This window comes from Brenneria goodwinii (assembly GCF_002291445.1).
GTDB lineage: Bacteria > Pseudomonadota > Gammaproteobacteria > Enterobacterales > Enterobacteriaceae > Brenneria > Brenneria goodwinii.
On record NZ_CP014137.1, the window covers coordinates 602,924 to 629,910 of the forward strand.

Genomic DNA, 26,987 nt, shown 5'->3' on the forward strand with positions numbered 1-26,987 from the left:
TTTACGATTAATGCGCGTAAATATTGAAAGGCGTGAATAACAGACGGCAGAAAATAGGCGCGACGAATCGTGGCATGACAAGATGCCTGATAATGGCGTTGCATTCGATATGCGGTCTAAAGCAGTCGTTGATTAAGGTAAGCGCTATTCTTTCTTATTGATGGGCACGTCAGAGATAGTAAAGGATTGTTCGATACGCTGTTGCTGTTGGTTTTGATGGTAAGCAAACGCGCTGATGGTGGAGTAAGTGAAGCGGCCTAAAAGAATAATAAAACTGATAAGTAATACGGCACGAGCAATACGCGTACCACTTCGTCGTGGCCGCATGGATATTCGTCGTTTATGGGTAAGCGTAGACATTACCGGAAAATCTCCTGTGGAAGCGAACATTCGCTGTCATTTATTTATGCACAAGCATCTGGTCAGGTCAATCATTCAGCATAAAAAAATGGCTATCGTGACGGAAAGCGTCCGTAACCGGAGAAGTTAGCGACGATCGCGGCTGTTGAGGGGGGATAAGAAGAGGCTGACAGGAATTGAATCAGCCTAGCCTCTTCGTCGACATGCTCTTCGCGCTGGCGGTCGGTGCGGTTACGCCTCTTCTTCGATATTCAGTTTCCAGCCGGTGACATCCTGCCAGAATTCCTGCTCCCGCTCTAAATCCAACTGGACGAGATTATTCTGGGCGAAAAAATCGCGCGGGAATATCAGCGTCCAGTGGTTATCGTCGGTGCTCAAGCGCAGCGTTTCCGGCGTGGTGGTGGCCTGCCTCTGATTATTCAGGAGCGTGGCAAGGCGCAATAGCTGAATCATGGGCAAATACTGTTTCTTTTTGAACAGATTCAGGCGAGGCAACTCTTCCAGTTTGATGGCCTTACGGTGAAAACGCACGATCAGAGAAAGCAATAGCTGCTGTTCCTGGTTAAAGCCAGGCAGGTTGGTATTTTGCAGAATATAGGCCGAGTGGCGGTGCATACCACTCTGGTTTATTCCCAACCCCACTTCATGCAACATCGACGCCCAGTTCAGCAGCGCTTTAAGCTGCGGGTTAACCTGATTGGCATTTTGTTCCGCCCATTGCTCGTACAGCAACTCCGTGGTTTCCAGTACCCGGCTAGCCTGTTCGCGATCGATATTGTAATGACTGGCAAGGCTTTGCGCCGTGCGGATACGGATATCCTGATGGCGGAAACGGCCTTCCATTTCATACAGAACGCCTTCACGCAGCGCACCGTCCGACAGGCGCAGTTCTTTGATCGATAGCGCGTCAAAGATGCCGCACAGAATAGCCAATCCGGGAACCAGCACCGACTGTCTGTCTTCCGTCAGCCCCGGCAGGCTCAGCGATTTGAAGGACTTGAACTGCAAAATCTGCTCGCGCAGCATTTCCAGCCGTCCCGGCGTAATCAGGCCGTCTTTCTTACCCATTTCCAGCAAAATTTCATGGGTGGCTTTTATAGTGCCAGACGCCCCCAGCGCATACTCCCAGCCGTAAATACGGTATTCCCAGGCCAGCGTTTCCAGCTTTTGGGCCGCCGCCAGACGGGCGCGTTTAAAGTTGTTCTCGCTGATTTCGCCATTGGGGAAAAACTGCTGAGCAAAGCTGACGCAGCCCATGCGGCGGCTTTCGATCAGCATGGGCTCAAAGTCTTCGCCGATGACCAGTTCGGTGGAGCCGCCGCCGATATCAATGACCAGCTTGCGGCCTTTTTCCGGCTGGGTGTGCTCAACGCCCATGAAAATCAACCGGGCTTCTTCATGACCGGAGATGATTTCGATCGGGTAGGGAATAATATCGGCGGCCCGGCGCAGAAACTCTTCTACATTCACCGCCTGGCGCAAGGCATGCGTGCCGACAATCGACACATTCTGTGGAGAGAAACCCTGCAACCGTTCAGCGAACAGCGTCAGACAATTCAAACCACGCTCCATGGCTTCCTCACTGAGCCGGTTTTGACTGTCCAGTCCATCAGCCAGATAAACACGCTGTTTTAAACGGCTAAGCACCTGGAGCGCGCCGTTTACCACGCGGGCGATTACCATGTGAAAACTATTGGAACCCAGATCGACGGCAGCAAATTCCTGGGGTTTTACGACATTGGTCTCTTTACTTGTTAGTGGCATTATTCTGGTTTGTCTCCGGGTTGCTCAAGCGCTTTGATGTAATCATAGACGGTGTTTTGCCCGCGTACTTTACGACGGTTACCGCGAGATACATAACGATTACTCAGCTCTTTATCAATCACACGGGCTTTCACCGTATCGCTGAACAGAATATTAAGAATATCCAGAATGCGATTTTTCAAAATGGGATCGAGTACTTCGACGGCGACTTCAATGCGGTAATCGATGTTACGCGTCATCCAGTCGGCTGAAGAGAGGTAAACTTTCTTATCGCCGCCGTTATTGAACACATACACGCGGTCGTGTTCCAGATAGCGATCGACGATGCTGATAGCCTGAATATTTTCACTTATGCCCGGTAAATTGGGGAGCAGCGAACACATACCACGCACCAGAAGATTGATTTTCACGCCAGCGGCCGAAGCCTGATACAGCCTTTCCACCAGCCCTTTATCCACCAGGTTATTTACCTTAAGGGTAATGCCCGCATCAATATTCGCGCGCGCATTTTCGATTTCTTTATCGATCAGCTTGTACAGTTTATCACGCGAGTTCTGAGGGGAAACCAGTAGATACTCGAAGGACACCGGGCGATAGGGGTTCTCGATGAAATTAAATACGCGGCGAACCTCATTGGTGATGCGTTCATCCGCGGTAATCAACGAGTAGTCGGTATAGATGCGGGCCGTTTTCTCATTGAAGTTACCCGTGCCGATGTGAGCGTAGCGCACAATGTTGCCGTCTTCCCGACGGGAAATCAGAAAGAGTTTGGCATGAATTTTCAGTCCCGGTACCGAGAAGATCACATGAACGCCGGCTTCGGTCAGCCGTTTGGACCACTGAATGTTGGCTTCTTCATCGAAACGCGCCTGCAGCTCCACTACCACGGTGACTTTCTTGCCATTATGGGCCGCATGGATCATGGAGTTAATGATGCGGGAGTCTTTCGCCACACGGTAAATATTGATTTTGATCGCCAGTACGCTGGGATCAAACGAGGCCTGACGCAGCAGTTCCAATACATGCTCGAAAGTGTGGTACGGGTAATAGAGCAGTATGTCGCGCTCGCGGATGGCGTCGAAGCCATTGCGGAAGTGGTTGAACCCGTCGTGGCGCAACTGCGGCAGCGTTTTGTTGACCAGATTGGCCCTGCCGACGTTGGGGAAAGAGATAAAGTCTTTAAAGTTATGGTAACGGCCGCCGGGGATCACCGAATCGTAGGAGGAAATCCCCAGTTTTTCCTGCAGAACGGCGACCATCGCGTCCGGCATATCACGCTGATAGACAAACCTGACCGGTTCCGCCGTCAACCGCTGTTTCAGACTGGAGGACATCAGCTCCAGCAGGCTGGATTCCATTTCTGTCACCAGATCGTACTCGGCGTCACGCGTCATTTTCATCGAATAGGCGTTCAGCGCATCGTAATCGAAAAAGCCTTTGAAGATGTCATTCAGGCAATAGCGCAGAATGTTATCGATCAAAATCATGGTCTTCCGGCGGCGAGGCGCTTCCGCCGGCAGGTTAACGAAGCGGGGCACTTTGTCGGAAGGTATCTCCAGCAGCGCATAATTCGTCTCTTCGCCACGAATAATTTCGACCGCCAGATAGGTGTAGTCATCTTTCAGGAACTGCACCAGGTTGGTGTCATGCAGGATCAGGATCGGAGTGATATGCGGCCGTAAATGTTGTCTGAAATATTCCCGCAGCCACTCCTGCTGATTCGGGGAAACCTGGCGTTCGTTAACCAGAAAAATCTGGTTACGCGCCATTTCCAGTAATAACTCATTGTAAAGGCTATCGAATAACTGATCTGTTTTCAGGACGCGAGCCTGAATTTTTCCCAGAAGATGTCGTAAATTGTCGCCTGAACCTTGCTCTTCGTTAATCAGAATACGTCTTTTCAGATCGGCAAAACGAACTTTATAAAACTCATCGAGATTGTTGGAGTAAATGCCGAGAAAGCGCATACGCTCGATCAGGGGGTTACTTTTATCTGCTGCTTCCTGAAGAACTCGTTCATTAAAGGATAACCAGCTTAACTCTTTCTCAATGTAGAGTTTATCCTGACTCATTTTCACTCCGTTAGACTATGTGCTGAAGGTCTATCTATATCCAATAAACACAAGATGTAGCCTGTCGGCAACCGTACGAATCCCATCAGTTTAGTCAACGCAGTAACCTGGGGATAAATCCGCCAGAAGCGGATTTGAACGCGACATACAGCGGCCTCGAAGGGTAATTTTGACAAGCCAACGCCGCTACAACTCGAAAGGCGAAGGATATAACAGCATTATGGCGCGTTCATGACGATAAAATCCAATACGCAGACCGACTTACCGTTGTCATATTATGAGGGTAAAGGCAACATATGCTACCCCGTTTTTTACGGGGGTGAACAAATAAAGAAACTCTGACGAGTGGGATATCACGGCGAGAGCGATGGAAAACACAGATAACAGATTACAGCACCGGGATCGCCGGCGGGCGTGGATAGATAGCCTGACGCGGCGCATCGTGGCGGGCAGTGGTTTATTGGTGCTGATGGCGTTGCTATCGATTTTTTTCTATCTGCTGTATGTCGTGACGCCGATTTTTCTTTCACCTTCCGTCAGTGAGCAAAAAGCGATCCCGATAAACGCCGCGGTTCCCGCCCTGGCCGTGGGGATCGGCGATAGCGGGCGGATTGGGTTTCGTATTGACCGGCAGGGCTATGGCGAATTTATCGAACTTGTTTCCGGCCAAACGGTGCGGCGTATTCAGTTGGCGCCAGCGGTGGATTTACTGGCGGAAAGTCACGACGATCGGCAGATTTATGCGCTTAGCCAGGCTGACGGCCGGATTCGCATTGTGCAACCGGTGCTGCCGCTGACCGGCAATACCGCCCCGCGGTGGCAATTCCCCTTTGGCGACAAGCCGCTGTCGCTGGGCGTGCCCGCGCAGCCGTTACGCCAGTTGGCCATAGCGGCGAGCACGGAAAAACGTCTGATCGTCGCGGTCGTCACCCAGGACTACCGGCTGGTGGTTAGCGAAATCGGGGAGATGGGAGTACAGCAAACAGCGCAGGTGGAACTGCCCGAAAAAGCGGCGGATCAGTTGCTGATAACGCCGGATGGCCGGCAAATTTATCTTCTCAACGGTACGCAGCTCAGCGTGTGGCAATCGGACGCCCGGTTGATGCTGCGGGAAACGCGTCAGTTGGCTGAACGGGGCGCGTTGCATTTGGCTTTGTTGTCCGGCGGGCGTTCACTTCTGGTTCAGGCTGCCGACGGGCAGATCACCCAGTGGTTCGATGTGCCGACGGAAAACGGTATGCAACTGACGGCAATCCGCCAATTCTCTCAGATGGCGGACGCATCGGTATTGTTAGCCAGCGAATCGCGGCGGCGGGTATTCGCCACGTTGACGCCGCTGGGCGAGCTGTCGCTGTTTGCCAGCAAACAATCGCAGGCGTTACTGAGCCAACATATCGCGCCGGATGCGCGGTCGCTGGCATTTTCCCCGCGTGGTGAGGTCATGCTGGTTGAAACGGCGAATGGCTGGCAGACGTATAAAGTGGATAATCCTTATCCTGACATCGGCTGGCGCGGGCTGTGGCAAAAACTTTGGTATGAGAATTACCCCGAGCCCGGATATGTCTGGCAGTCTACGTCGGCGGATGATTCCTATCAGGCGAAGTTCAGCATGATGCCGCTGCTGCTGGGAACGTTAAAAGCGGCGATTTACGCGATGCTTTTCGCTACGCCGCTGGCGCTCTCTTCCGCCATTTATACCGCCTGTTTCATGTCGCCGGCCTTGCGGCGCTGGATCAAACCGACGCTGGAGATTATGGGAGCCTTGCCGACGGTGGTGATTGGGTTGATCGCCGCCATCTGGCTGGCGCCGCATTTTGCCGCCTATCTGTCCGCCATCCTGGTCATGCCGCTTTTATGGACGTTATCCGTGCTCGGCAGCGGCTGGTTGCTGGAATCCCTGCCCGCCGACTGGCGTAGATTTTTCCCCGCCGGCTGGGATGTGTTATTTCTGCTGCCGACCATCTTATTGACGCTGGTGATCGGCTGTTGGCTGGGGCCGATTCTGGAAGGGCGGATATTAGGCCAGCCTTTATATCAATGGCTGGGGGATGATTTCGTCCAGCGTAATGCGCTGGTGGCGGGTGTCGCATTGGGTTTTGCCCTGATTCCGCTGATTTTTTCCCTGGCGGAGGATGCCTTGTTCAGCGTTCCCGCCCGTTTAAGACAGGGTTCGCTGGCGTTGGGCGCCACGCCCTGGCAAACCCTGTGGCACGTGGTGCTGCCTTCCGCCAGCGCCGGGGTTTTCGCCGCGCTGATGCTCAGTTTCGGCCGTGCCATCGGGGAAACCATGATCGTGTTAATGGCGACGGGCAACACGCCGATTATGGACGCAAGATTACTTCAGGGGCTGCGGTCTCTGGCCGCCAATATCGCCATTGAAATGCCGGATGCCGTCATCAACAGCGGTCACTACCGGGTGCTGTTTATGACGGCGCTGACGCTGTTTGTCTTCACTTTTGTGGTGAATACGCTGGCTGAGTCGATTCGCCAGCGTTTGCGCCGACGCTATCGTGACGAAGGAGAGAATACGTGAAGCGCTGGTTTCAGTCCGGCAAGCCGTGGGTGTGGCTGACGGCATCATCTATTAGTATCAGTCTGCTGGCGATGGCGACGATTTTCGTTTTGCTGGCCGGTCAGGGCATGCGCTATCTGTGGCCGCAACCCGTGTGGCTCTTTACGTTAAAACAAGAGGCGGCGGGCGAGCCCTTTGCGCTTATCGGCGAGATTTATGACCAGCAAACGCTGTCGTCGCAACAGCTTAGGGATGCGGAGCTGCTGTCGTCGCCGCTGCCGGAACAATCGGTGACGCGCTATGTGATCAAAACCGGTCAGCGTGAAATCTATGGCCGGAGTTTCCGTACTCTGCTATCCCGTGATGTTGTCGGCCTTAGCAAACCCGCGGATATTTTGGTGCTGCGGCTGGCGAATAACAGCACGGTTTACGGTTATCTGACGGGAATGTTGGAAGATGGGCAGCCTTTGCTGGCAGACGATCTGCCTGGGACATTGCATCGCCGGGTGAGGCAGGCTCAGGCGTTGTCGCGGATGGCGCAGGATATCCGCTTGGGCGAGATGGCGAAAATCAATCAACAGTTTGAGATGTTGCGCCTGGAAGAGAAAAAACGGCGGCAGGCCAATACGCTGAACAGTCGGGCTCAGGCGCAAATCAACGCTGAACGCAGCGAATTAAATCGGCATTTTACGGCGCTGTCTCAGCAATTAACCGCGCTTAACCAGGATATCGATCGTGATAGCGTGCAACTACGCGATGCGGACGGCGCGGTGCATCTTTTTCCGCTCAGAGACGTCGAGCAAGCCTGGTATCCCAATGTGATGAGTCTGGGCCAGAAAATAAAGCATTGGGCGCAACAGGTCAGATATATGCTGGCGCACTACTCGCCCGACAGCAGTCATCCCGGACATCTGTTCCCGGCAATTTTCGGCACGGTATTGATGGTGGTGTTAATGTCCATTATCGTCATGCCGCTCGGCGTGGTGGCGGCCGTATATCTGCATGAATATGCTGGGAAAAATATGCTGACTCGTTGGGTAAGGATCGCGGTGGTCAATCTGGCTGGCGTGCCTTCGATCGTCTATGGCGTATTTGGGCTGGGATTTTTCGTTTATCTGATCGGCGGCTCGTTGGATCGGCTTTTTTATCCCGAGGCGTTGCCTAATCCGACATTCGGTACGCCGGGGCTACTGTGGGCGTCGCTGACGCTGGCGTTACTGACATTGCCGGTGGTGATTGTCGCCACCGAAGAGGGATTATCACGTATCCCTATGTCGGTACGTTATGGTTCTCTGGCTTTGGGCGCCACGAAAGCGGAAACCTTATGGCATGTGGTGCTGCCGATGGCGATACCCGCGATGATGACCGGGCTGATTCTGGCCGTCGCGCGCGCAGCCGGGGAAACCGCGCCGCTGATGCTGGTGGGGGTGGTGAAATCGGCGCCGGTGCTGCCGGTTGACGATCTTTTCCCTTATCTTCATCTGGAACGGAAATTTATGCATCTGGGATTTCAGATTTACGATCTGGCGTTCCAAAGTCCGGACGTTGAAGCGGTGCGGCCGTTGGTCTATATCACGGCTCTGCTGCTGGTATTGATTGTTGTCGGGTTGAATCTTGCGGCGATGGGGATCCGCCACGTGTTGCGTGAAAGATATCGTACGCTGTCGCTCTGAATTTAGGATGAGGTTATGGGGCTTATAAAACAGGTAAAGGCATTGCCGACGATGGATAGTCCCTCGTTCAGCGACGATCGGGTCGCGCTGGCGGTGGATCATCTGAATTTGTACTACGGCGCTAAGCAGGCGCTGAATGATATTTCCCTGCGTATCGCCAAAAATCAGGTGACCGCGCTGATTGGGCCGTCCGGCTGCGGCAAATCGACGTTGCTGCGCTGCTTTAATCGTATGAACGATCTGGTCGATGATTGCCGTACCGAGGGGAATATCTGGCTGGATGGCATGTCGATTACCGATCCGCAGTTGGACGTGGCGGTATTGCGCCGCCGGGTAGGGATGGTTTTTCAGCGCCCGAATCCCTTTCCCAAGTCTATTTACGAAAATGTCATTTATGGGGTGCGGCTGCAGGGCATTCGGGACCGGCGTTTACTGGATGAAGCGGTGGAACATGCTTTGCGTGCGGCGGCATTGTGGCATGAAGTGAAAGATCGGCTGGGAGATAACGCGCTGACGCTTTCCAGCGGCCAGCAGCAGCGCCTGGTGATAGCCCGGGCCATTGCCATTAAGCCGGAAGTGCTGTTGCTTGATGAGCCGACTTCGGCGCTGGATCCTATTTCAACGCTGGTTATTGAAGAGTTGATCGGCGCGTTGAAGCAGCATTTTACGCTGGTGCTGGTGACGCATAATATGCAACAGGCGGCGCGAGTCTCTGATTATACGGCATTTATCCACCAGGGGAGGTTGATAGAATATAACGAGACGGATGATTTATTTACTTCCCCTGCTCAACGGCGAACGGAGGATTATATTACCGGGCGATTCGGTTAAAAATAACGGCGATTAATACACGGTTTTATGTGTTCGATCAAGATAATGAAAACTGTGCGGTAATTGTCCGTGCCATTTGAAAAAGTGATGGTAAAATGTGCAGCAATTAATCAGGCAGGTGAATGGCAGGAAACATGAGATTTAACACCATGAGCGAAGGCGAAATTATTACCGAACTTTGCCGGCGAATAAAAGATGCTCGCATCCAACAACGTTTATCTCAGGTTGATCTCGCGGAACGGGCCGGTTTGGGAATTGCGACGATTAAACGCGCGGAAATGGGCGAGTCGATAACGCTTAGCAGTTTATTGTGCATTTTGCGCGGACTTAATCGGCTGCATCAACTGGAAGGTATTTTATTTGATGCCGAGGTTGAATCCTTTAATGCCCAGGTGAGCGGCGAGAAGAAACATACGCCGCTGCGGATCCGTAAGAAAGCGGTTGCTTCTCCTGCAAAAACAACCAGTAAACATGAAAAGATAAAAGAAAAACCGGCCAGTACGGTTGACTGGTATATTTCTGCCGCTGAGAATAATATTGTTTGGTCTCTGCCGGATAATGGAAAGAAATAGTTATTTTTATCAACGCGCCATTAGTTCGATTATGAATATTTATTTATCTGTTTGATTCTTTCTTTGCAAGAAACCGGCTAATGATTTGATCAATGCATTAACCGGCGTTTGATAAAGCGATAAGGGAATATCAGATATAAACGTCGTTATCCTGATTCATTTAAATAATTATGAAAAGTTTTTTAAATAGTCATGAGTTTATTATTCACATAACACGACTTTGATGGCCAATCCCCCCCGCGACGTTTCACGATATTTGGCGTTCATATCCTTACCGGTTTCATACATCGTTTCAATGACCTTATCTAATGAAACGCGCGGTTCGCTAGTGCGGCGCATCGCCATACGGGCCGCGTTAATCGCTTTTACCGACGCGATGGCGTTACGTTCGATGCAGGGAACCTGAACCTGACCGGCGACCGGATCGCATGTCAGCCCCAGATTGTGCTCCATCCCGATTTCAGCGGCGATACAGACCTGTTCCGGATTGGCGCCCAGTAACTCAGCCAGGCCCGCCGCGGCCATTGAGCACGCCACGCCGACTTCCCCCTGACAGCCGACTTCGGCGCCGGAAATGGAGGCGTTCATTTTATACAGCAGGCCGATGGCGCCGGATGCTAAAAAGTAGCGCAGGTAAGATTCGGGCGTAACGGGCTGAATGAAATGGTCGTAGTAAGCCAATACGGCAGGAATAATGCCGCAGGCGCCGTTGGTTGGCGCGGTGACGACGCGACCGCCCGCGGCGTTTTCCTCCGCGACCGCCATCGCGAACATATTGATCCAGTCCATCGCATCCATGGGATCGTTAGAAAACCGATCGTTGATGAATAACAAACGGTGCAGGGCGGACGCGCGGCGCGGCACGCGCATCGGGCCGGGCAATACGCCTTCGGTGTTCATGCCGCGATGAATGCCATTCTGCATGGTCTGCCAAACATCGGCGAAATAGCGTTCTATCGCTTCCCGTCCATGCATCGCTATTTCGTTTTTCATGACAATCGCCGATACCGAGAGACAATTATCATGGCAGTGACGCAGTAACTTTTGCGCCGAGAAGAACGGGTAGGGCGCGCGTTCGGCCTCCACGTTGGTTTTACCGAAATTCTCCTGATCGACGACAAATCCGCCGCCGATGGAATAATAGGTTTTACTGTAAACCAACTCCTGGTGATGGTAGGCGCGCAGGGTCATGCCGTTTTCATGTAACGGCAGGTTTTCCGGTTGGAAACACAGGGCGGTTTCTAACGGGAAACTGACCTCGTACTGACCATTGAAGATTGGCAGTTTGTGGGTATCTTTTACTTGCTGAATAAACGCGGGGATAGCGTCGATATCCACGCTATCCGGCAGGTTGCCGGCCAATCCCATAATGATGGCGATATCCGTGTGATGACCTTTACCCGTCAACGACAGCGAACCATAAACATCAACGGCGATCCGTGTGACCGATGAAATAAGCGCTTTACTGACCAGGTCATCCGTGAACATTTTGCCAGCTTTCATCGGGCCAACGGTATGTGAACTGGAAGGGCCGATACCAATTTTGAAAATTTCAAATACGCTGACCATAGCGACTTCCTTTAAAAAACGCCAGTACAGTACTGGCGTTGATATCGATGGCTAATGAGATTGTCTGGATTAACCTAACAGGCTGTAAACGATAGCGGAGATAGCGATCAGCCCCATGACGGTAACGAATATGTTGCTGATGTGGCCGCTGTATTTTTTCATCGCCGGGACTTTCTGAATGGCGTACATCGGCATCAGGAACAGCAGGCAGGCGATAACAGGGCCGCCCAGTGTTTCAATCATGCCCAGAATACTGGGGTTCAGCGTCGCCACAATCCAGGTGGTGATCAGCATGAACAGCGCGGTAAGCCGGTTCAGTTTGCTGCTGGAAATGGTTTTACCCCGGCCGCGCAGTGATTTCACAATCATGCCGTTGAAACCTTCGCTGGCGCCCAGATAGTGGCCCAGGAACGATTTTGAAATGGCGATGGTGGCGATAACCGGCGCCAGATAGCCCATCATCGGGTTGTTAAAATGGTTGGCCAGATACGAGAGAATGGAGATGTTCTGTACTTTCGCTTCCATCAGCTCCGTGGGGGACAGGCTCAGCACGCAGCTGAACACGAAAAACATCACGGTAATCACCATCATGATATGGCTGTAAGACAGAATGCGGGAGCATTTCTTCTCTGCCGCTTCGCCGTACTCTTTACGCTTGGCGACGGCAAACGAGGAGATAATCGGCGAATGGTTGAAGGAGAAAACCATCACCGGGATCGCCAGCCATAATGTCGCCAGCAACCCATTGCCGGTTACGTTGTTGGATAAAGAGACATTTTCAAAAACGGACGTATTCCAGTGGGGGACTAAATACAGAGCCAGAATCATTAACACCGCGACAAAAGGATAAACCAGAATGCTCATTGCTTTAACAATCATCACTTCGCCGAAGCGAACAACAAACATTAATCCCAAAATTAATATTAATGACAACAGAGCTCTTGGCGGCGAAGGTAAATGCATTTGGTGAGTAATAAAGCTATCCACCGTATTGGTAATTGCCACGCTGTAAACTAACAAAATGGGATAAATTGCGAAAAAATATAGCAAAGTGATTAGTTTACCCGCGCCAACGCCGAAATGTTCCTCAACAACTTCGGTGATATCTTCGCCACCTTTTTTACCTGATAATACAAAACGACATAATGCACGGTGAGAATAATAAGTCATCGGAAAAGCAATAATGGCCATAATAATTAATGGTATAAGGCCGCCAATACCCGCATTTATCGGTAAAAATAATACACCAGCGCCAATGGCCGTGCCATAAAGGCCCAACATCCAGACCGTATCGCTTTTACGCCAGCCGGAGGTTCGTTCTAATACCTGGCTGCTATCTTGGATTGTGCTCATGCTAGTTTCTCCTTAGTGAACACAGTGTATAAAAAATACAGTACCGGCAAGTTGCCGTTACAGGATAAAAAATGAACAGGACATGTAAAATATGTCGATGGGGCATACTGTTTTGTGGCCGCATTCTATATCGTGGCGGTTGGGAAATAATATTGAGGAGATCACACAAATGAATTAATTAGCATTATTTTAATAAACATTTAGAAAAATTAAAATATCAAGAATGATACTTTAAATTTATTATTTTTAATGGCTCTTTCATGATGCGTTAATTAGAGTTGAAAGGATGAAAAATAGCCAAAATATTAATGGGCAGAAAATAAGCTGAAATAAATAGTAAACTCAAATTTAGAGATGTCACGCTGAAAGTCACTTTTTTTATACGGCGGAACCGGTGTTGGTCAAGCATACGCCATCGTATGCCTGACCGAGATAATGTCCGATCGGTTAGGCTGATAACTTCTTCTGCGCCCAGATCAGACCGGGGTGGTATTCATCCGTCAGCATGGCCGCCAGCGACTGCAACGTTTGCCGTAGCTGAGCGCTATCCTGCGCCTGTAAATTCAGATGTCCGACCTTGCGTCCGGGACGCACCTCTTTTTCATACCAGTGCAGGTGCACCAGCGGCAGCGACAGCCAGTCGATGTTGACCTCCGTTCCGATCAGGTTGACCATCACCGACGTGGTATCGACCGCTGGGGCGGGCATCGGCAGATCCAGGATGGCCCGCAGGTGCAGTTCAAACTGGCTGATGGAGGCGCCGTTCTGCGTCCAGTGACCGCTGTTGTGCACGCGTGGCGCGAGTTCGTTGATCAACAGACGATCGCCGACAACGAAACACTCCATCGCCATGACGCCAATGTAGCCCAGCTCATTCATAATGGCCGACAGCATCTGTTCCGCCTGCTGCTGCAACTGCGGCGCCGGATGGGGCAGCGCAACGCTGGCGCGCAGGATCCCGTCCTGATGCAGGTTATGCGTCAGAGGATAGAACACGCAGTCGCCGTGGACATTACGCGCGCCGACCAGCGATACCTCGCCGGAAAAATTGATGCCTTGCTCGACGATGCATTCGCCGTAGCACTCAGCGGGAAGCGTATGCTGCTCGCCGTCGCGCAGGCGCCATTGCCCCCGGCCGTCATAGCCGCCGACACGGCGCTTAACGATGGCAAGCTCGCCGAGCCGGGCGAAAATCTGCGGCCATTCGTCGGCTTTGGCGAGTAATTGCCAGGGCGCCGTAGCCAGATTCAGGGCGTCCAGCAGCTGTTTCTGCGTGAAGCGGTCAGCCAGACGCGGGAAAATATCGCGATTAACGAAGGCGGTATGCCGAGCCAGTTCTCGCGTAAGCGCGGTTTCCGGCCAGCGTTCGATTTCCGCGGTAATCACGCTGTTCTGGAAAGGAACCGATTCCGGTTCCGCATTCAATCCAACGGGATAAACCGCGATACCCAAGGGTTCGCCAGCCTGACGTAACATTCTTCCCAACTGGCCGTCGCCTAAAACGCAAACCGGTTTCATGCGTCCTCCCGCGGATCAGGATGGGATAATACCTCATCGGTCTGGCTTTGCCGCCACTCGGCTAAACGAGCGGCAAGCGCATCATCATGTAATGCCAGAATCTGCGCCGCCAGCAGTGCGGCGTTGGCGGCGCCGGCTTTACCGATGGCCAGGGTGCCGACCGGAACGCCGCGCGGCATTTGCACAATCGAATACAGGCTGTCAACGCCGCTTAACGCGGCGCTTTGTACCGGCACGCCCAATACCGGCACCAGCGTTTTGGCCGCCAGCATTCCGGGTAAATGCGCCGCGCCGCCGGCGCCCGCAATAATCACGTCAAAACCGTTCTGCGCGGCCTGCTCTGCGAAACTGAATAGTTTATCGGGCGTCCGGTGGGCAGAGACGATCTCGACATGAAAGGGAATATTCAGCGTCGTGAGGATTTCGGCAGCAAACTGCATGGTGGCCCAGTCACTCTTTGAACCCATGACGATGGCGATTTTTGCCGGGGCGGCGTTGGATGACATGCCTGTAAAACTCCTGTGATTTACATGATGGTGACGTCGATGGTGTCGCGTCGGCCAGGCGCTGCGTTGGTGTCCGCCTCGACGTTAAAAATCGGACGAATAACGTTGGGCTACCAACAGGGCTCTGACTTTGAGGGCGTAGAGCATATCACGACCTTATGGCGAGGAAAACGGTTGCGTCGATTGGAAAAACGAATCATGCGCTAAAATAGCGTGAGGAAATGGCTAGAATGGAAATGAAATCAGTTCGATATCCCGATCGGTCACTTTGATCATCGATCCTTCATGATGCCAGGCTCCCAGCACCGCGCGTCGCGCGCTGAAGTCATCGGCGACGATCTGATGAATTGCCGGGCGATGGGTATGGCCGTGGATCATTGTGTCAACCTGATAGTGCCGTAAGCGATTGATAACCTGTTCAGGATTGACATCCATAATCTGCATTGATTTATGCTGGTTCGCCTGCTGACTGGCTGAACGCATGCCGGCGGCGATCCTGAGCCGGATAGATAACGGCAACAGCAGAAAAAGACGCTGTATCAGCGGATTGTGCACCCGGCGGCGAAATTTCTGATAGGCATGGTCGTCGGTGCATAAGGTGTCGCCATGTAAAATCAGTATTCGTCGGCCGTACAGATCGAGTACCTTCTCTTCGGGAAGCAGCGTGAGGCCGCTTTGTTTGGCGAAACGCTTGCCGAGCAGAAAGTCGCGGTTGCCGTGTATGAAATAGCAGGGAACGCCTTGTCGATGTAACGTCAACAGGGCATTGGCGATGGTCGTATGCAGCGGCTGGAGGTCGTCGTCACCAATCCAGGCATCGAACAGATCGCCCAGAATATAAAGGGCATCCGCATGCACGGCTTCATGGCGTAAAAAACGCAGAAAACCGGCGGTAATCGCCGGTTCATGAAGACTTAAATGCAGGTCGGCAATAAAGAGCGTCGCCATGCGACCGCAATTATTCGCTAACGGTAACGGAGTTGATCACGACGTCTTCTTTCGGCACATCCTGATGCATACCGCTACGGCCCGTCGCCACGCCTTTGATTTTATCAACGATATCCATGCCTTCGACGACTTCGGCGAATACGCAGTAGCCCCAGCCGTCAGCGCGTTCTGAACGGAAGTTCAGGAAATCGTTATCAACAACGTTGATGAAAAACTGTGCGGTGGCGGAATGCGGATCGTTAGTGCGAGCCATTGCCAGCGTGCCGCGGGTGTTTTTCAAGCCATTGTTGGCTTCATTTTTAATCGCAGCTTTAGTGGCTTTCTGCTGCATACCCGGTGCAAAACCGCCGCCTTGGATCATAAAACCATTGATAACACGGTGAAAAATCGTGTTGTCGTAGAAGCCGCTACGGCAGTAATCCAGAAAGTTTTCTACGGTAGCCGGTGCTTTGTCCGCGAAGGTGTTGATGACGATATCACCGTGGTTTGTATGAAACGTGATCATAATAATGAACCCTACATAGGCGTAATACAGTAATGAGGAACGATGCTCACAGAATGCGGTGAACAATCAAGAGCGCACTTATAACATAACTGGCTTGCTGAGTCAGTATGCCCCGTATCTTTCCATTCGCTTCTCTACATTCTCCGATATTGCCGGATCGCTGGCTGAAATCTCTTGGCGCGATGAAGAAATAGGGTGCCGTGAAAAGAAGGGAAATTGGGGCGAAATAGACAGATATTCAAATAAACTGATTATCTATCATTATGTTACGTGATTTATTTGAATGACATTTTTGTTGAGCCAGATCACTATTTTTTACAATATGCTTGTCCTTTAGTTGCAAGCAGGATTAGTCTGAGAGTGATTCCTATTACCCTAAAGTGTCACTAACAGATAGGTGAATTATGCTGGACAGTATCAATCGAGTATTCGATAAGCCGGATTTCGGCAAGCTGTTACTTCGTTTGTCTTTTAGCATCTTAATGTTGTTTCACGGCTGGCATAAACTGCATGGCGGTATTGGCGCCATAGAAGGAATGCTGACCTCCTCCGGTCTGCCTGCTTTCATCGCATATGGCGTCTTTGTGGGCGAAATAATCACGCCGGTGCTGATGATTCTGGGGATTTTTACTCGTCCCTCCGCGCTGATCTTCTCTTTAACCATGGTGGCGGCCACGTATCTGTCGACGCCGAATTTATTCTTATTGACTAAAACCGGCGCATGGATCGCCGAGCCGGCCGCGGTATTTTTCTTTGCCGGTCTGGCCATCGCCTTCCTTGGCAGCGGTAAATATTCTGTGATGTCCAACCCGCGCTTGCGCTAATCGCGTTTTTTCAAAATATTGCGCTTTTATTCCAGGCCCGGATAATTCCGGGCCTTTTTACGCTTATTCCTTACCGATTATCTGCTTATTCCGCCGCCGCAGTCTTGCAATAGCGCAGGGTTCAGGTTTCAATACGCCGTTAGGGGTGCAAAACCCCAAGTAAATCGATGTTGCTCACGCATACAGCGAACAATGTTTCACCTATCCTGCGAATACCATGGAATGCCCTGATGCTAAAGATTTTCAATACGCTGAGTCGCCAAAAAGAGGAATTCAAACCTATCCACGCTGGTCATGTGGGGATGTATGTTTGCGGCATTACCGTTTATGACCTGTGTCATATCGGCCACGGGCGTACTTTCGTGGCATTTGACGTGGTGGCGCGCTATTTACGGTATTTGGGATATTCGCTGAAATACGTGCGTAATGTGACTGATATTGATGATAAAATTATCAAGCGTGCGGCGGAAAACGGTGAAACCTGCGATCGGCTGACCACCCGGATGATCGCGGAAATGCATGCCGATTTTGATGCGCTGAATATTCTGCGCCCGGATGCCGAGCCACGCGCTACCCATCATATTGCGGAGATCATCGAACTGGTTGAAATACTGGTTGAACGCCGCCATGCCTATGTCGCGTCTAACGGCGACGTTATGTTTTCCGTTGATACCGCGCCGGGTTATGGCGTGCTGTCCCGTCAGGATCTGAATCAGCTCCAGGCCGGCGCCCGGGTCGAGATTACGGAAGTTAAGCGCAACCCAATGGATTTTGTCTTGTGGAAGATGTCCAAACCCGGCGAACCACATTGGTCCTCTCCGTGGGGGGAAGGCCGTCCTGGCTGGCATATCGAATGTTCTGCGATGAACTGCAAGCAGTTGGGCGAACATTTTGATATTCACGGCGGGGGCTCGGACTTGATGTTCCCGCACCATGAAAATGAAATTGCCCAATCCACTTGCGCGCATGACGGCCCGTATGTGAACTATTGGATGCACTCCGGCATGGTGATGGTTGACCGGGAAAAAATGTCGAAGTCGCTCAATAACTTTTTCACCGTGCGCGACGTCCTGGCGTATTACGATCCGGAAACCGTGCGTTATTTCCTGATGTCGGGCCACTATCGCAGCCAGCTCAACTACAGTGAAGAAAATCTGAAGCAGGCGCGTTCGGCGCTGGAACGTTTATATACCGCGCTGCGCGGTACGGACGGCAGCGTGGAAGCAAAGGGCGGAGAAGAATTCGAAGCCCGTTTCCGTGAGGCGATGGACGATGATTTCAACACCCCGGAAGCCTATTCCGTGTTGTTCGACATGGCGCGCGAGGTTAATCGTCTGAAATCGGAAGATCTGCACGCGGCTAATCAACTGGCGTCGGCGCTGCGTAATCTGGCAAAAGTCCTTGGTCTGCTGGAGCAGGATCCCGAATTGTTCCTGCAAAGCGGCGTGCAAGCGGACGATGATGATGTTAAAGAGATCGAAAGGCTGATTAAGCAGCGTAAAGATGCCCGTCAGGCAAAAGATTGGGCGTTGGCGGATGACGCGCGCGATCGGCTCAATGAGATGGGCATTATCCTGGAGGATGGACCGCAGGGAACCACCTGGCGGCGTAAATAATAATCAAGCCGTTGCCATGCCTGTGGGGAAGACTGCGGGCGTGAGTGACGGGTTCTGGTTGCCCGGCGTAAAGTCTAAATACCGTGGATGGAATCAACCCACGGTATTTTTATGGCGTGATGCCGATCAGGCGCTCACTTCCACCGTCGCGCCGTTAAATTGTACTTTCTGTCCGGCCACGATTTTGCAGCGCTTGCGCGTTTCTGTTTGCCCGTCCACGGTGACTTCGCCTGCGGCAATGGCCAATTTGGCGGCGGCGCCGCTTTCACTCCAGCCCAGCAGTTTCAATAAATCGCACAGTTCAACGTGCGGATGCTTATCGAGATGAAAAATTTCCATAATTTCCTGACTGTTATTGCGTTGAGCGCCGCTTATTGCGTAGCGCTATCGTGATATTCCTCGCAAGCCTGCAAGGTATTCTGAATTAGGGTTGCCACCGTCATCGGCCCTACGCCGCCCGGTACCGGGCTGATATAAGAGGCTCTTTCCTGAGCGACATCGAACTCAACGTCACCGACGACTTTGCCGCTGTCCAGACGATTAATGCCGACATCGATCACAATCGCTCCCGGCTTGATCCATTCGCCGGGAATAAAGCCAGGTTTACCCACGGCAACCACCAGCAAATCGGCGTGTTCAATGTGGTGACGCAGATTTTTAGTGAAGCGGTGGGTCACGGTGGTGGTACAGCCGGCCAGCAGCAGCTCCAGACTCATTGGCCGGCCGACGATATTGGATGCGCCAACCACCACGGCATTCAGACCAAAGGTATCAATATTATAGCGTTCCAGCAGCGTGACGATCCCACGCGGCGTGCAGGCGCGTAAACGCGGCGCTCGCTGGCAAAGGCGCCCGACGTTATACGGGTGGAATCCATCGACATCTTTATCGGGAGAAATGCGTTCAATCACTTTGGTGTTATCAATACTATCAGGCAGGGGAAACTGAACCAGAATACCGTCAATCGTATTATCCGCATTGAGCTGGTCAATGAGGCCCAATAGCTCAGGCTCTGTTGTGGTGGCGGGTAAGTCATAAGAACGTGAGATGAAACCAACTTCTTCGCAGACTTTGCGTTTGCTGGCGACATAAATCTGTGATGCGGGGTTCTCACCAACTAAGATAACTGCCAGACCCGGCGCTCGTTTCCCTTCTGCCAAACGTTGTTTTACTCGTGCAGCGACTTCGTCTTTGACCTGCTGCGCAATCGTTTTACCATCAATAATCTTTGCTGCCATCTGAGATGAGATCCATCAATTTTAAATACGGAGGGAGTGGCGCTATTTTGTCAGATGCTGGGCGTGCTGTCAGGTTCTGCGTCAATATAATCGTCAGAGTGGTGGCAAATCAGCCAGTTATCTTGCGTGCCGTAATCCAGCACGCTAAATCCGTCAGGGATATTTTGCCACCACTGCGTTAGCTAGGCGGTCAGCACCAACCGTTGCCGTTGTGGATGCCAGCGCCAGCAGGGGCGGCTGCCATCAATACGTACGCCGCCAAGCCAGCGAATGGCCGGGCGGCATTGCATCCAGTCCAGACTGTTCGCCAGCAGAGCCTGACCTATCGGGGTCAGCGACAGGGTATTTGATGCCGTATCCCGAAATAGCGCGGGTTTAGGCGCCAGCCGCAGGCCGTCGATAATATCATCCAGCATGATATCCCCCAGCCAGGGCAGAGGTTCATGCTGTTCCATCAGCCGATGAAAGAGCTGTTTATAGTTGCAGGGCCGTTCAGCCAGACAGCGCAGCACCAGCTGTTCGGTCAAGCCTAATCCATTTTTTACACAAGGAAATTCCTGACAATGGCGCCGCAGCGCCTGGGGGAAAAAGGGCAGATCGTCTGCGGCTGCGTCGGCTAAAGACAGCAGCGGCGCGGGATTATCTGCACGCAGTTGCTCCCAGAGTTGATAACCCTGGCGGCATTGCCGGGCAGTAACGGGGCGGCGCGCTTGCCACAGCAGCAGCAGGGCCTCCGCGGGCAATTGCCCGAGTCCGAGAAAACGTCTGCTGCCCGGATAACGATCGACCGTAACCATCTCAAGCCGTGGGGCTGGGTGGGTATGAAAATGAGCCAGACAGCGCGCCAGAATCAACTGATCATAGCTGTCATGTTCAAACCACAGCACGATGCGTTGATAGTGATTGACCGCGGACAGCAGCGTACGTTCTTCCTGCTCGCGCTGCTGTAGCAGCTGTTGCTGGCTGATCCCCATCCGTGAAGCGTAGTGCGTGGCAAGAAACTCCACGCGTTTTAACAGCCAGTCATCGCTGGCGAGCACCGGTCCCTGGCAAAACGGATCGCTGTAGGCCAGATAGTCGCCTTTGAAACCCGCCTGCTGCAGGGCATGCTGGATATCGGAACCACAGCGGATATGTAAGGTGGAAAACGCGCGATCCGGCGGATTGCTCTGAGTATCAATCGCCGATTTCGCCTGTTCCATCGCGGCGATATGCGCTTTCAGTTTCGGCCAGCTTGGCAGCCCCAATTCCTGGGCGATGATCCATTGCGCGTCGCTCAGTTGCCCATATTGCCGGACCAACTGCGCCGGCGTCAGGCCGGGATGGTAGCGTTGAAAACGGGCAATAGCATCAGGCTGAGATTGCCGGATCGCATTACGTAACGCTTTTGCGCGTTTACGCTGCTGTTCAAGGTTAATACGAAATGGCGAGGAGTATACAACAGGCTGGGATGATGTCATCGTCGCGCCCCTTTTCCAAGGTCTGTGCCCGCCAATCAGACAGAAAAGGGAAGGCCGTTAAGGCATACCGTTTCATCGATCATGGGCGCAGCCCTTTCCGCGGACGAGGCGGCGTTGATCACGCCATCCGCACGTTAGCAAAGCCAACCGCCGTTTTCAATGGTTATCATGACGTCAGACGGCCCTGGCCTGACACTGTTATTTGAAAATTTAATCAATTCATCTAATCATTATTATCTTGATTTATAAATCATGGTTACTATTTTTAGATGTGAGTAAATGTTCGCCTTATAATGAAATGTGACTTGATTGTTGAAATTCAAATATATGTATTTTCATATTTTATTGTTTAGGTATTTTATCTTTTTCACTCATCTCTTGTTCTTTTTAAATAACGACTATACTTCATTTGTTTTAATGTTTTGTTGTTCCATAACATGCTTATTGCTTAAGCAATATGGCATATAAAGGAGTTGGGGTATGAGCGTTACGAATGAACTACAGCTGGCAAAAAAAATATCATGGGGGAGCATTATCGGCGGTGTCGTAACGGTATTAGCGGTTTCGTTATTACTGTCTACGCTTGGCACAAGTCTGGGGTTTTCGATGGTTGATCCATTGTCCGACGAGCCGGTTAACGGTGCCGGGACCACCGTCCTGATTTGGTCCGCGATTTCTATTATCATCAGCCTGGCCGCCGGGGCGTTTATCGCCGGCCGACTGGCTGCAATGGATGGCTTAATTCATGGATTTTTGGTCTGGGCAACGTCGCTTATCGTTGCTGCTATTCTCGGCAGCGCCCTGTTGGGTGGCGCGATGAAAGCAACGGGCAATGCGTTGGGGTCGGTGGCGTCGTTAACCGGGAACGTCATATCTGGCGCGGGGTCTGCTGTAGGCGGAGGCTTACAGGGGATTGCCAATATGGGCGGCAGGGCGTTTGATAACCTTAACCTGGACACCTCGTTACAGCCTGAAGCAATGAGCAACGAAGTGGCTGCCGCGTTACGCAAAAGCAATATTGCCTCGTTGCAGCCGGAGTATATGCAAACACAGTTAGAGGGAGCCAAGGCTGAAATTGGCGAAGCGATAAAAGCGATCGCCATCAACCCAAAAAGCAGCGATGAAATTATTCAGACTCTGACTGACAAGCTGAAAAAACGCGGCGAAGCGCTGTCGAAAGATGTCGATCGCGATAGCCTGACCAAGGCGTTGTCTGACAATACCAGCATGACGCAGGAAGAAGTCAATAAAACCGTCGATAACCTGATTGAAGCCAAAAACAAGACTGTCCAGGTGGCCAATCAACGGCTGAATGATATTGAAGCCAATATCGAACAGGCGAAACAGCAATATGCCGAGCTGAAACAGCAGGCGCGCGAGGAAGCTGCTGCTGCCGCTTCAGCATTGGCTCATGCGGCGCTGTGGTCATTCTTTGCCTTGCTGATTGGCGCGGTTATCAGCGCGCTGGCAGGGCTGTGGGGGGTGAAAACCTGCAACAGATATCTGGGCGCCAGGTAATATTGACGGCTAGTTAAAAAACGCAGCTATACCTTCGTTTTTCAAGCTGCATCTGCGTTGGCTGGTCAAATTCGTTTCCGACGCGTTTGTTTCTCGGCCGCCGCCTGATGCAACTCGAAATCTATTGGGTATAGATAGGCGCCACCATGTTTTGCATTTAAACATGTGGCGCCTTTTTATTATGTATAGGAAAAAATCGTTGTCCTCATTCGTTCCCTCTGCTATCAAATTAAATGCACTATACTATTTTATCCTTCCCGTATTCAGGCGCCGCGTTGCGATGAGTACGGATGCTTTATTTGAGTAAGCGCCGTTTGTTCTCATCTATTCGGATTCCTTGTTTTTTATCGTATTTTTGATGTTTCTCGTTTATCTCCTCCATTCTCTGGAAAGTTGTGAATAAATGGCAGGTATATAAAAGAGGAATAACAGCGATTTTTACTTCAGGAAACAACCAAATAAATAAGCCGGAGGTAAATAAAATGGATATAGAAACGCGAATGATAGAGCTGATCGTCCAGTCTGGGGAAGCGCGTTCCTATTCAATGGAGGCGTTGCGTGCTTCCAGTAAAGGAGAATGGGATCGGGTAAACCAGCTATCGAAGATGGCGATAATCGCTATTCGCAAGGCTCAGGCGATCCAGACGGAATTTATTGGCGGTAATAAAGAAAAAATCAATCTTGATCTCATCATTGTACATGCACAGGATCACCTGATGAATGCAACACTATGCCGTGAACTGGCGGAAGAGATTATTGCTCTCAGAAAAGAGTTGCATGCAGCGAAGATCAATAATAGTTAACGCATTATCACGCTGATTTTTATATTAATTTATGTAGCGTACATTACGCCGTAAAAAATTTATAGCGTAATTTAAATAAGAATCAGCTTTTGATATGGCGGGTTTTTATTGTCATTTCCTATTAAACGATAACCTAGTGGGCGCAACAGACGCCAAATAACAGATTACAGCTGCGTTGCATTTTTGCGGGCGCTCAATCCGGCGCGGGTTGTTCCGTTTTTGACCGAACGGAACAACCGCATCCAGAGAGCACGCGATCAGGCTTGGGTAATACTCAGTGGGGAATCTGACTGAGCATCGACCTTAAACGCGGCCATGGCCATAACTAACTGTTGGGACTGCTCTTCAAGCGAGCGGGTTGCCGTCGCGGATTCTTCCACTAAAGCCGAGTTTTGCTGGGCAACCTCTTCCATCTGATTAACCGCGACGTTGATCTGATCGATGCCGTGGCTCTGCTCTTTAGACGCATTGGAAATTTCTTTCATCAGCACGTTGATGTTGATGATCTGCTCCGCAATCGCGGACATGGTTTCGTCGGCTTTGGCCGTGAGCTGAGTGCCTTCGCTAACGTGCCGGTTGGAGTCGGCGATCAGTCCGTGGATCTCTTTTGCCGCTTGGGCGCTGCGCTGCGCCAGTGTCCTGACTTCATTGGCGACTACGGCGAACCCGCGACCCTGTTCGCCGGCGCGGGCCGCTTCAACCGCCGCATTTAACGCCAGTATGTTGGTTTGAAATGCGATTCCATCAATGACGCCAAGAATACCGGCGATGCTATTGGCGCTTTGGGAGATCTCTTTCATTTTATCCATCGCGTCCCGCACTACCTGATTACCCTGTTTGGCTATCTTCGCGACGTTTTCCGCGAGTTCATGCCCCTGTTCCGCATTATCTGCGTTGTGTTTAACGGTTGCGGTCAACTGTTCCATGCTGGCTGCGGTTTGCTCCAGCGATGAGGCGGAAATTTCCGTACGACGGGAAAGATCGTCATTGCCTAATGCAAGTTCACGGCTACCTACGTCAATTTGCAGGCATGCATCACGAACGCGGATAACTGATTCGGCCAGAGATTGCTGCATTGTCTGCAAGGCCGCATTGAGCCGGCCCAGTTCATTGCGGCTTGGCGCGGGCACCTCTTGGGTTAAATCGCCGCAAGATACGAACTCCAGATGGTGAATAGCCGTATTGAGCGGCATAAGCAACATTTTCCGCAATACCATCCAGGCAAGTAAAATCAGAACGAATGTCAGCAGACAGCATAGCCCAATCATCAGCAGCATCTGTTTTCTGTCGCTACTGGCCGTTTGCAACTGTTCCAGTCCCGCTTTTTGGGCGTACTCGAAAAATGTTTTATTGGCGGTATCAAATTTTGTCCCCAGAGGGGGCAGGCGGTTTTCAATTAACCAATAGTATGTCTGACTATCCTGTTTATTCAGCGCATCCAGCATGGGTTGGATGCCTTGCGCAACATATTCCTGATAGGCTTGAACAATTTCATTCGCCAGCGCCTCTCCCTGACCGGTTCCTTTAGCCGCGGCGAAAAAACGCGCTAGATCCTCTTTCGCCGCATTGGCATATTGTGCCGAACGTCCTGCCGCCGCGGCCGCATCGTCAGGCTTATTCACTTCCATGTTGCGCACCGCAAGCGAAGCGGCAACGCGAATGCGTTGCATATTGGTATTACTGCTGGCCAGATTACCTAACTGAATTCCTTGAGTCAGGTTTACTGCGTTAAGCGATTGGTAGCTCTTATTAATAGCAATAATACCCATTGCGCTGACGCTAAGTAATAAAAAAGCCATTAACGCCAATAAAATCAATAAACCAGTACGGATAGATAATGCTTTTAACATGGTGACACCTGCCTGGATGCGATAATAGAACGGATATGAGGAAGCCTTAACCATTTCATCGACGTGCGGAGGAATAACTTTAGTTAATAATATTAATGAATGCCGACGTTTAAAAAATCAAAAATAAATTTATATCTATTTGAATTTTAATGAATAAATATATATAACTGATTTTATTTCTATAGATTTTTTGCATTTGATTTTTCCTTCAAAATAGTATCCACCGCAGAAGGAGTAATTCGGGGCAGTAAATGGCAATGGGAAACTTATGCTAAATCCAAACAATCACTGCCAAAGAATGAAGGGTAACTGATGTTAACAATTGCTCATTTTTTTTTCTTAGAGGTGAGGGCATTTCACTTTTGGTTGCGGTGACGCCAAATTGACTCCGAACGATTCGTATTCTCTCCCATTTCCTGCGGCATCCACACAACCCGCAACGACCTGTGTTTATGCTAATTGTATGTTTTAATTATTAAATTATGTTTTTAACAGATTGATTTAACATGATTTTTCATCTATTTGCCTTTTTCGGCATCTAGGCGTGACGCTGGCTAAAGAAGACCGGTTTCACCGGTAAAGTATAAAAGTTCAGTTTCCTGACGTCTTTTCTCTAATAACACGGTTTATTTTCGAGTTAGGTAACCTAATGATCAAAAATAAAAAGAAATCAAGAGGAAGAGAATGGGAGATTGAAAAATAAGGTTTTTAGGTTATCATCACATCGTAATATTCTGTCAGTATATCTTCTCAAAATATGTAAAATATAAAAGGTGTAAAAATGAGAAAACCAGATTACCCATCAGATAACCACAACCAATGGTCCGCCGTTGATTGTTATTTCTCGAATCTCTTCGCACCACAAGATGATATATTTATTAATACGCTAAAAAATAATAAAAAGAATGGGCTTCCTGAACATGATGTATCTGATACTCAAGGGAAACTACTCTCTTTGTATATCAAAATGATAAAGGCGAAACGGATATTGGAAATTGGCACTCTTGGCGGGTATAGCACGATTTGGATGGCGAGATCTCTTCCTATTGATGGAAAAATTATTACGATAGAAGCGAATGAACATCATGCCTCTGTCGCCAAACAAAATATAGAAAAAACTGGGCTAAAAGATAGAGTCGAAATCCACATCGGCGCTGCGCTAAATATATTACCATTGCTTACCGGGCCTTTTGATTTGATTTTCATTGATGCGGATAAGGCTAATAATCCACTTTACCTAAAATGGTCTCTTGGTTTATCTCGCCCCGGAACGGTGATTATTGGCGATAATGTTGTACGTGGCGGAGCGGTTATCGAAGAAAAATGCGCTGATGAAAGTGTTATCGGCGTTAGAAAATTTCTCCAAATGATGTCGGAAGAACCGCGTTTAACGTGTACGGCAATTCAGACTGTAGGCGAAAAAGGATGGGATGGTTTTGCTATTGCAGTCGTTGAGTGATTATTCGGTCTTAATGATGCTTAATATCCGGCATTC

22 protein-coding genes are annotated in these 26,987 nt (G+C 50.8%); 9 read left to right on the forward strand and 13 right to left on the reverse strand.

Annotation, left to right across the window (positions count from 1 at the left end; genetic code table 11):
* Positions 1-144: 144 nt before the first annotated feature.
* The 3 genes from ACN28R_RS02725 to ppk1 all read right to left on the reverse strand — a co-directional run bounded on the left by ACN28R_RS02725 (position 145) and on the right by ppk1 (position 4,196).
* Positions 145-360, reverse strand: a complete 216-nt coding sequence (locus tag ACN28R_RS02725; protein ID WP_072065851.1) for a YfgG family protein — start codon at positions 358-360, stop codon at positions 145-147.
* Between the two features lie 231 nt (positions 361-591).
* Positions 592-2,124: an exopolyphosphatase gene (gene ppx / locus ACN28R_RS02730; RefSeq protein WP_095833516.1), complete on the reverse strand. Its 1,533-nt coding sequence runs from the start codon at positions 2,122-2,124 to the stop codon at positions 592-594.
* On the reverse strand, positions 2,124-4,196 hold the full coding sequence (gene ppk1 / locus ACN28R_RS02735) for a polyphosphate kinase 1 (protein WP_048637995.1): 2,073 nt from the start codon (positions 4,194-4,196) through the stop codon (positions 2,124-2,126). Before ppk1 ends, ppx begins: the two co-directional genes overlap by 1 nt.
* 367 nt (positions 4,197-4,563) lie before the next feature.
* Between ppk1 and ACN28R_RS02740 the strand changes: the two genes are divergently transcribed.
* From ACN28R_RS02740 to ACN28R_RS02755, 4 genes are all read left to right on the forward strand, one after another.
* Entirely contained in the window at positions 4,564-6,729 is a 2,166-nt protein-coding gene (locus ACN28R_RS02740) for an ABC transporter permease subunit (protein WP_095833517.1), read from the forward strand.
* Positions 6,726-8,381, forward strand: a complete 1,656-nt coding sequence (gene pstA / locus ACN28R_RS02745; protein ID WP_095833518.1) for a phosphate ABC transporter permease PstA — start codon at positions 6,726-6,728, stop codon at positions 8,379-8,381. The genes ACN28R_RS02740 and pstA overlap by 4 nt, the downstream gene beginning before the upstream one ends.
* A gap of 51 nt (positions 8,382-8,432) precedes the next feature.
* The gene (pstB, locus tag ACN28R_RS02750) at positions 8,433-9,212 is read left to right on the forward strand and encodes a phosphate ABC transporter ATP-binding protein PstB (protein ID WP_372490455.1); all 780 of its coding nucleotides are present in this window, start codon (positions 8,433-8,435) and stop codon (positions 9,210-9,212) included.
* 134 nt (positions 9,213-9,346) lie between these two features.
* A complete protein-coding gene (locus tag ACN28R_RS02755; RefSeq protein WP_048637999.1) occupies positions 9,347-9,784 on the forward strand; it encodes a helix-turn-helix domain-containing protein in 438 nt (145 codons plus the stop codon).
* Between the two features lie 201 nt (positions 9,785-9,985).
* On the opposite strand, the gene ACN28R_RS02760 is transcribed toward ACN28R_RS02755, so the two are convergent.
* The 6 genes from ACN28R_RS02760 to ppiB form a co-directional block, all read right to left on the reverse strand.
* The gene (locus ACN28R_RS02760) at positions 9,986-11,353 is read right to left on the reverse strand and encodes an L-serine ammonia-lyase (RefSeq protein WP_048638000.1); all 1,368 of its coding nucleotides are present in this window, start codon (positions 11,351-11,353) and stop codon (positions 9,986-9,988) included.
* 69 nt (positions 11,354-11,422) lie between these two features.
* The gene (locus tag ACN28R_RS02765; RefSeq protein ID WP_048638001.1) at positions 11,423-12,706 is read right to left on the reverse strand and encodes an HAAAP family serine/threonine permease; all 1,284 of its coding nucleotides are present in this window, start codon (positions 12,704-12,706) and stop codon (positions 11,423-11,425) included.
* A gap of 447 nt (positions 12,707-13,153) precedes the next feature.
* Positions 13,154-14,224, reverse strand: a complete 1,071-nt coding sequence (gene purK / locus ACN28R_RS02770) for a 5-(carboxyamino)imidazole ribonucleotide synthase (protein WP_095833519.1) — start codon at positions 14,222-14,224, stop codon at positions 13,154-13,156.
* On the reverse strand, positions 14,221-14,730 hold the full coding sequence (gene purE / locus ACN28R_RS02775) for a 5-(carboxyamino)imidazole ribonucleotide mutase (RefSeq protein ID WP_048638003.1): 510 nt from the start codon (positions 14,728-14,730) through the stop codon (positions 14,221-14,223). Before purE ends, purK begins: the two co-directional genes overlap by 4 nt.
* A gap of 225 nt (positions 14,731-14,955) precedes the next feature.
* Entirely contained in the window at positions 14,956-15,678 is a 723-nt protein-coding gene (gene lpxH / locus ACN28R_RS02780; protein ID WP_048638004.1) for a UDP-2,3-diacylglucosamine diphosphatase, read from the reverse strand.
* A gap of 10 nt (positions 15,679-15,688) precedes the next feature.
* Entirely contained in the window at positions 15,689-16,183 is a 495-nt protein-coding gene (gene ppiB, locus ACN28R_RS02785) for a peptidylprolyl isomerase B (RefSeq protein WP_048638005.1), read from the reverse strand.
* Between the two features lie 404 nt (positions 16,184-16,587).
* Here ppiB and ACN28R_RS02790 point away from each other — a divergent pair, with 404 nt between their 5' ends.
* Positions 16,588-17,007: a DoxX family protein gene (locus ACN28R_RS02790; RefSeq protein ID WP_048638006.1), complete on the forward strand. Its 420-nt coding sequence runs from the start codon at positions 16,588-16,590 to the stop codon at positions 17,005-17,007.
* 230 nt (positions 17,008-17,237) lie between these two features.
* Entirely contained in the window at positions 17,238-18,623 is a 1,386-nt protein-coding gene (cysS, locus tag ACN28R_RS02795) for a cysteine--tRNA ligase (RefSeq protein WP_095833520.1), read from the forward strand.
* A 126-nt stretch (positions 18,624-18,749) separates the two neighbouring features.
* Here cysS and ybcJ read toward each other — a convergent pair whose 3' ends face one another.
* The 3 genes from ybcJ to ACN28R_RS02810 form a co-directional block, all read right to left on the reverse strand.
* Positions 18,750-18,962 carry a ribosome-associated protein YbcJ gene (gene ybcJ / locus ACN28R_RS02800; protein ID WP_095833521.1) on the reverse strand — a complete coding sequence of 71 codons (213 nt, stop codon included), beginning with the start codon at positions 18,960-18,962 and terminating at the stop codon, positions 18,750-18,752.
* A gap of 32 nt (positions 18,963-18,994) precedes the next feature.
* On the reverse strand, positions 18,995-19,861 hold the full coding sequence (gene folD, locus ACN28R_RS02805; protein ID WP_095833522.1) for a bifunctional methylenetetrahydrofolate dehydrogenase/methenyltetrahydrofolate cyclohydrolase FolD: 867 nt from the start codon (positions 19,859-19,861) through the stop codon (positions 18,995-18,997).
* A gap of 182 nt (positions 19,862-20,043) precedes the next feature.
* Entirely contained in the window at positions 20,044-21,321 is a 1,278-nt protein-coding gene (locus tag ACN28R_RS02810; RefSeq protein WP_095833523.1) for a DUF1835 domain-containing protein, read from the reverse strand.
* Between the two features lie 480 nt (positions 21,322-21,801).
* Here ACN28R_RS02810 and ACN28R_RS02815 point away from each other — a divergent pair, with 480 nt between their 5' ends.
* Together ACN28R_RS02815 and ACN28R_RS02820 are read left to right on the forward strand one after the other, a co-directional pair.
* Complete coding sequence (locus ACN28R_RS02815; RefSeq protein WP_095833524.1) at positions 21,802-22,839, forward strand: CAP-Gly protein; 1,038 nt, start codon at positions 21,802-21,804, stop codon at positions 22,837-22,839.
* 482 nt (positions 22,840-23,321) lie between these two features.
* Positions 23,322-23,642: a PTS lactose/cellobiose transporter subunit IIA gene (locus ACN28R_RS02820; protein WP_048638012.1), complete on the forward strand. Its 321-nt coding sequence runs from the start codon at positions 23,322-23,324 to the stop codon at positions 23,640-23,642.
* A 257-nt stretch (positions 23,643-23,899) separates the two neighbouring features.
* Here ACN28R_RS02820 and ACN28R_RS02825 read toward each other — a convergent pair whose 3' ends face one another.
* Positions 23,900-25,492 (reverse strand): methyl-accepting chemotaxis protein, encoded by a 1,593-nt coding sequence (locus ACN28R_RS02825; protein WP_048638013.1) that lies wholly within the window; start codon positions 25,490-25,492, stop codon positions 23,900-23,902.
* A gap of 781 nt (positions 25,493-26,273) precedes the next feature.
* Here ACN28R_RS02825 and ACN28R_RS02830 point away from each other — a divergent pair.
* Positions 26,274-26,951 carry an O-methyltransferase gene (locus ACN28R_RS02830; RefSeq protein WP_095833525.1) on the forward strand — a complete coding sequence of 226 codons (678 nt, stop codon included), beginning with the start codon at positions 26,274-26,276 and terminating at the stop codon, positions 26,949-26,951.
* Positions 26,952-26,987: the final 36 nt, after the last annotated feature.

What these genes read in the sequence shown, in the direction of transcription:
- ACN28R_RS02765 (WP_048638001.1), bottom strand. Translation starts at nt 12,706, where the DNA reads ATGAGCACAATCCAAGATAGCAGCCAGGTATTAGAACGAACCTCCGGC.
- ppk1 (WP_048637995.1), bottom strand. Translation starts at nt 4,196, where the DNA reads ATGAGTCAGGATAAACTCTACATTGAGAAAGAGTTAAGCTGGTTATCC.
- ybcJ (WP_095833521.1), bottom strand. Translation starts at nt 18,962, where the DNA reads ATGGAAATTTTTCATCTCGATAAGCATCCGCACGTTGAACTGTGCGAT.
- ACN28R_RS02815 (WP_095833524.1), top strand. Translation starts at nt 21,802, where the DNA reads ATGAGCGTTACGAATGAACTACAGCTGGCAAAAAAAATATCATGGGGG.
- ACN28R_RS02825 (WP_048638013.1), bottom strand. Translation starts at nt 25,492, where the DNA reads ATGTTAAAAGCATTATCTATCCGTACTGGTTTATTGATTTTATTGGCG.
- purK (WP_095833519.1), bottom strand. Translation starts at nt 14,224, where the DNA reads ATGAAACCGGTTTGCGTTTTAGGCGACGGCCAGTTGGGAAGAATGTTA.
- folD (WP_095833522.1), bottom strand. Translation starts at nt 19,861, where the DNA reads ATGGCAGCAAAGATTATTGATGGTAAAACGATTGCGCAGCAGGTCAAA.
- ACN28R_RS02830 (WP_095833525.1), top strand. Translation starts at nt 26,274, where the DNA reads ATGAGAAAACCAGATTACCCATCAGATAACCACAACCAATGGTCCGCC.
- ACN28R_RS02740 (WP_095833517.1), top strand. Translation starts at nt 4,564, where the DNA reads ATGGAAAACACAGATAACAGATTACAGCACCGGGATCGCCGGCGGGCG.
- ACN28R_RS02820 (WP_048638012.1), top strand. Translation starts at nt 23,322, where the DNA reads ATGGATATAGAAACGCGAATGATAGAGCTGATCGTCCAGTCTGGGGAA.
- ACN28R_RS02760 (WP_048638000.1), bottom strand. Translation starts at nt 11,353, where the DNA reads ATGGTCAGCGTATTTGAAATTTTCAAAATTGGTATCGGCCCTTCCAGT.
- ACN28R_RS02755 (WP_048637999.1), top strand. Translation starts at nt 9,347, where the DNA reads ATGAGATTTAACACCATGAGCGAAGGCGAAATTATTACCGAACTTTGC.
- pstB (WP_372490455.1), top strand. Translation starts at nt 8,433, where the DNA reads ATGGATAGTCCCTCGTTCAGCGACGATCGGGTCGCGCTGGCGGTGGAT.
- ppiB (WP_048638005.1), bottom strand. Translation starts at nt 16,183, where the DNA reads ATGATCACGTTTCATACAAACCACGGTGATATCGTCATCAACACCTTC.
- lpxH (WP_048638004.1), bottom strand. Translation starts at nt 15,678, where the DNA reads ATGGCGACGCTCTTTATTGCCGACCTGCATTTAAGTCTTCATGAACCG.
- ACN28R_RS02725 (WP_072065851.1), bottom strand. Translation starts at nt 360, where the DNA reads ATGTCTACGCTTACCCATAAACGACGAATATCCATGCGGCCACGACGA.
- cysS (WP_095833520.1), top strand. Translation starts at nt 17,238, where the DNA reads ATGCTAAAGATTTTCAATACGCTGAGTCGCCAAAAAGAGGAATTCAAA.
- ACN28R_RS02810 (WP_095833523.1), bottom strand. Translation starts at nt 21,321, where the DNA reads ATGACATCATCCCAGCCTGTTGTATACTCCTCGCCATTTCGTATTAAC.
- ACN28R_RS02790 (WP_048638006.1), top strand. Translation starts at nt 16,588, where the DNA reads ATGCTGGACAGTATCAATCGAGTATTCGATAAGCCGGATTTCGGCAAG.
- purE (WP_048638003.1), bottom strand. Translation starts at nt 14,730, where the DNA reads ATGTCATCCAACGCCGCCCCGGCAAAAATCGCCATCGTCATGGGTTCA.
- ppx (WP_095833516.1), bottom strand. Translation starts at nt 2,124, where the DNA reads ATGCCACTAACAAGTAAAGAGACCAATGTCGTAAAACCCCAGGAATTT.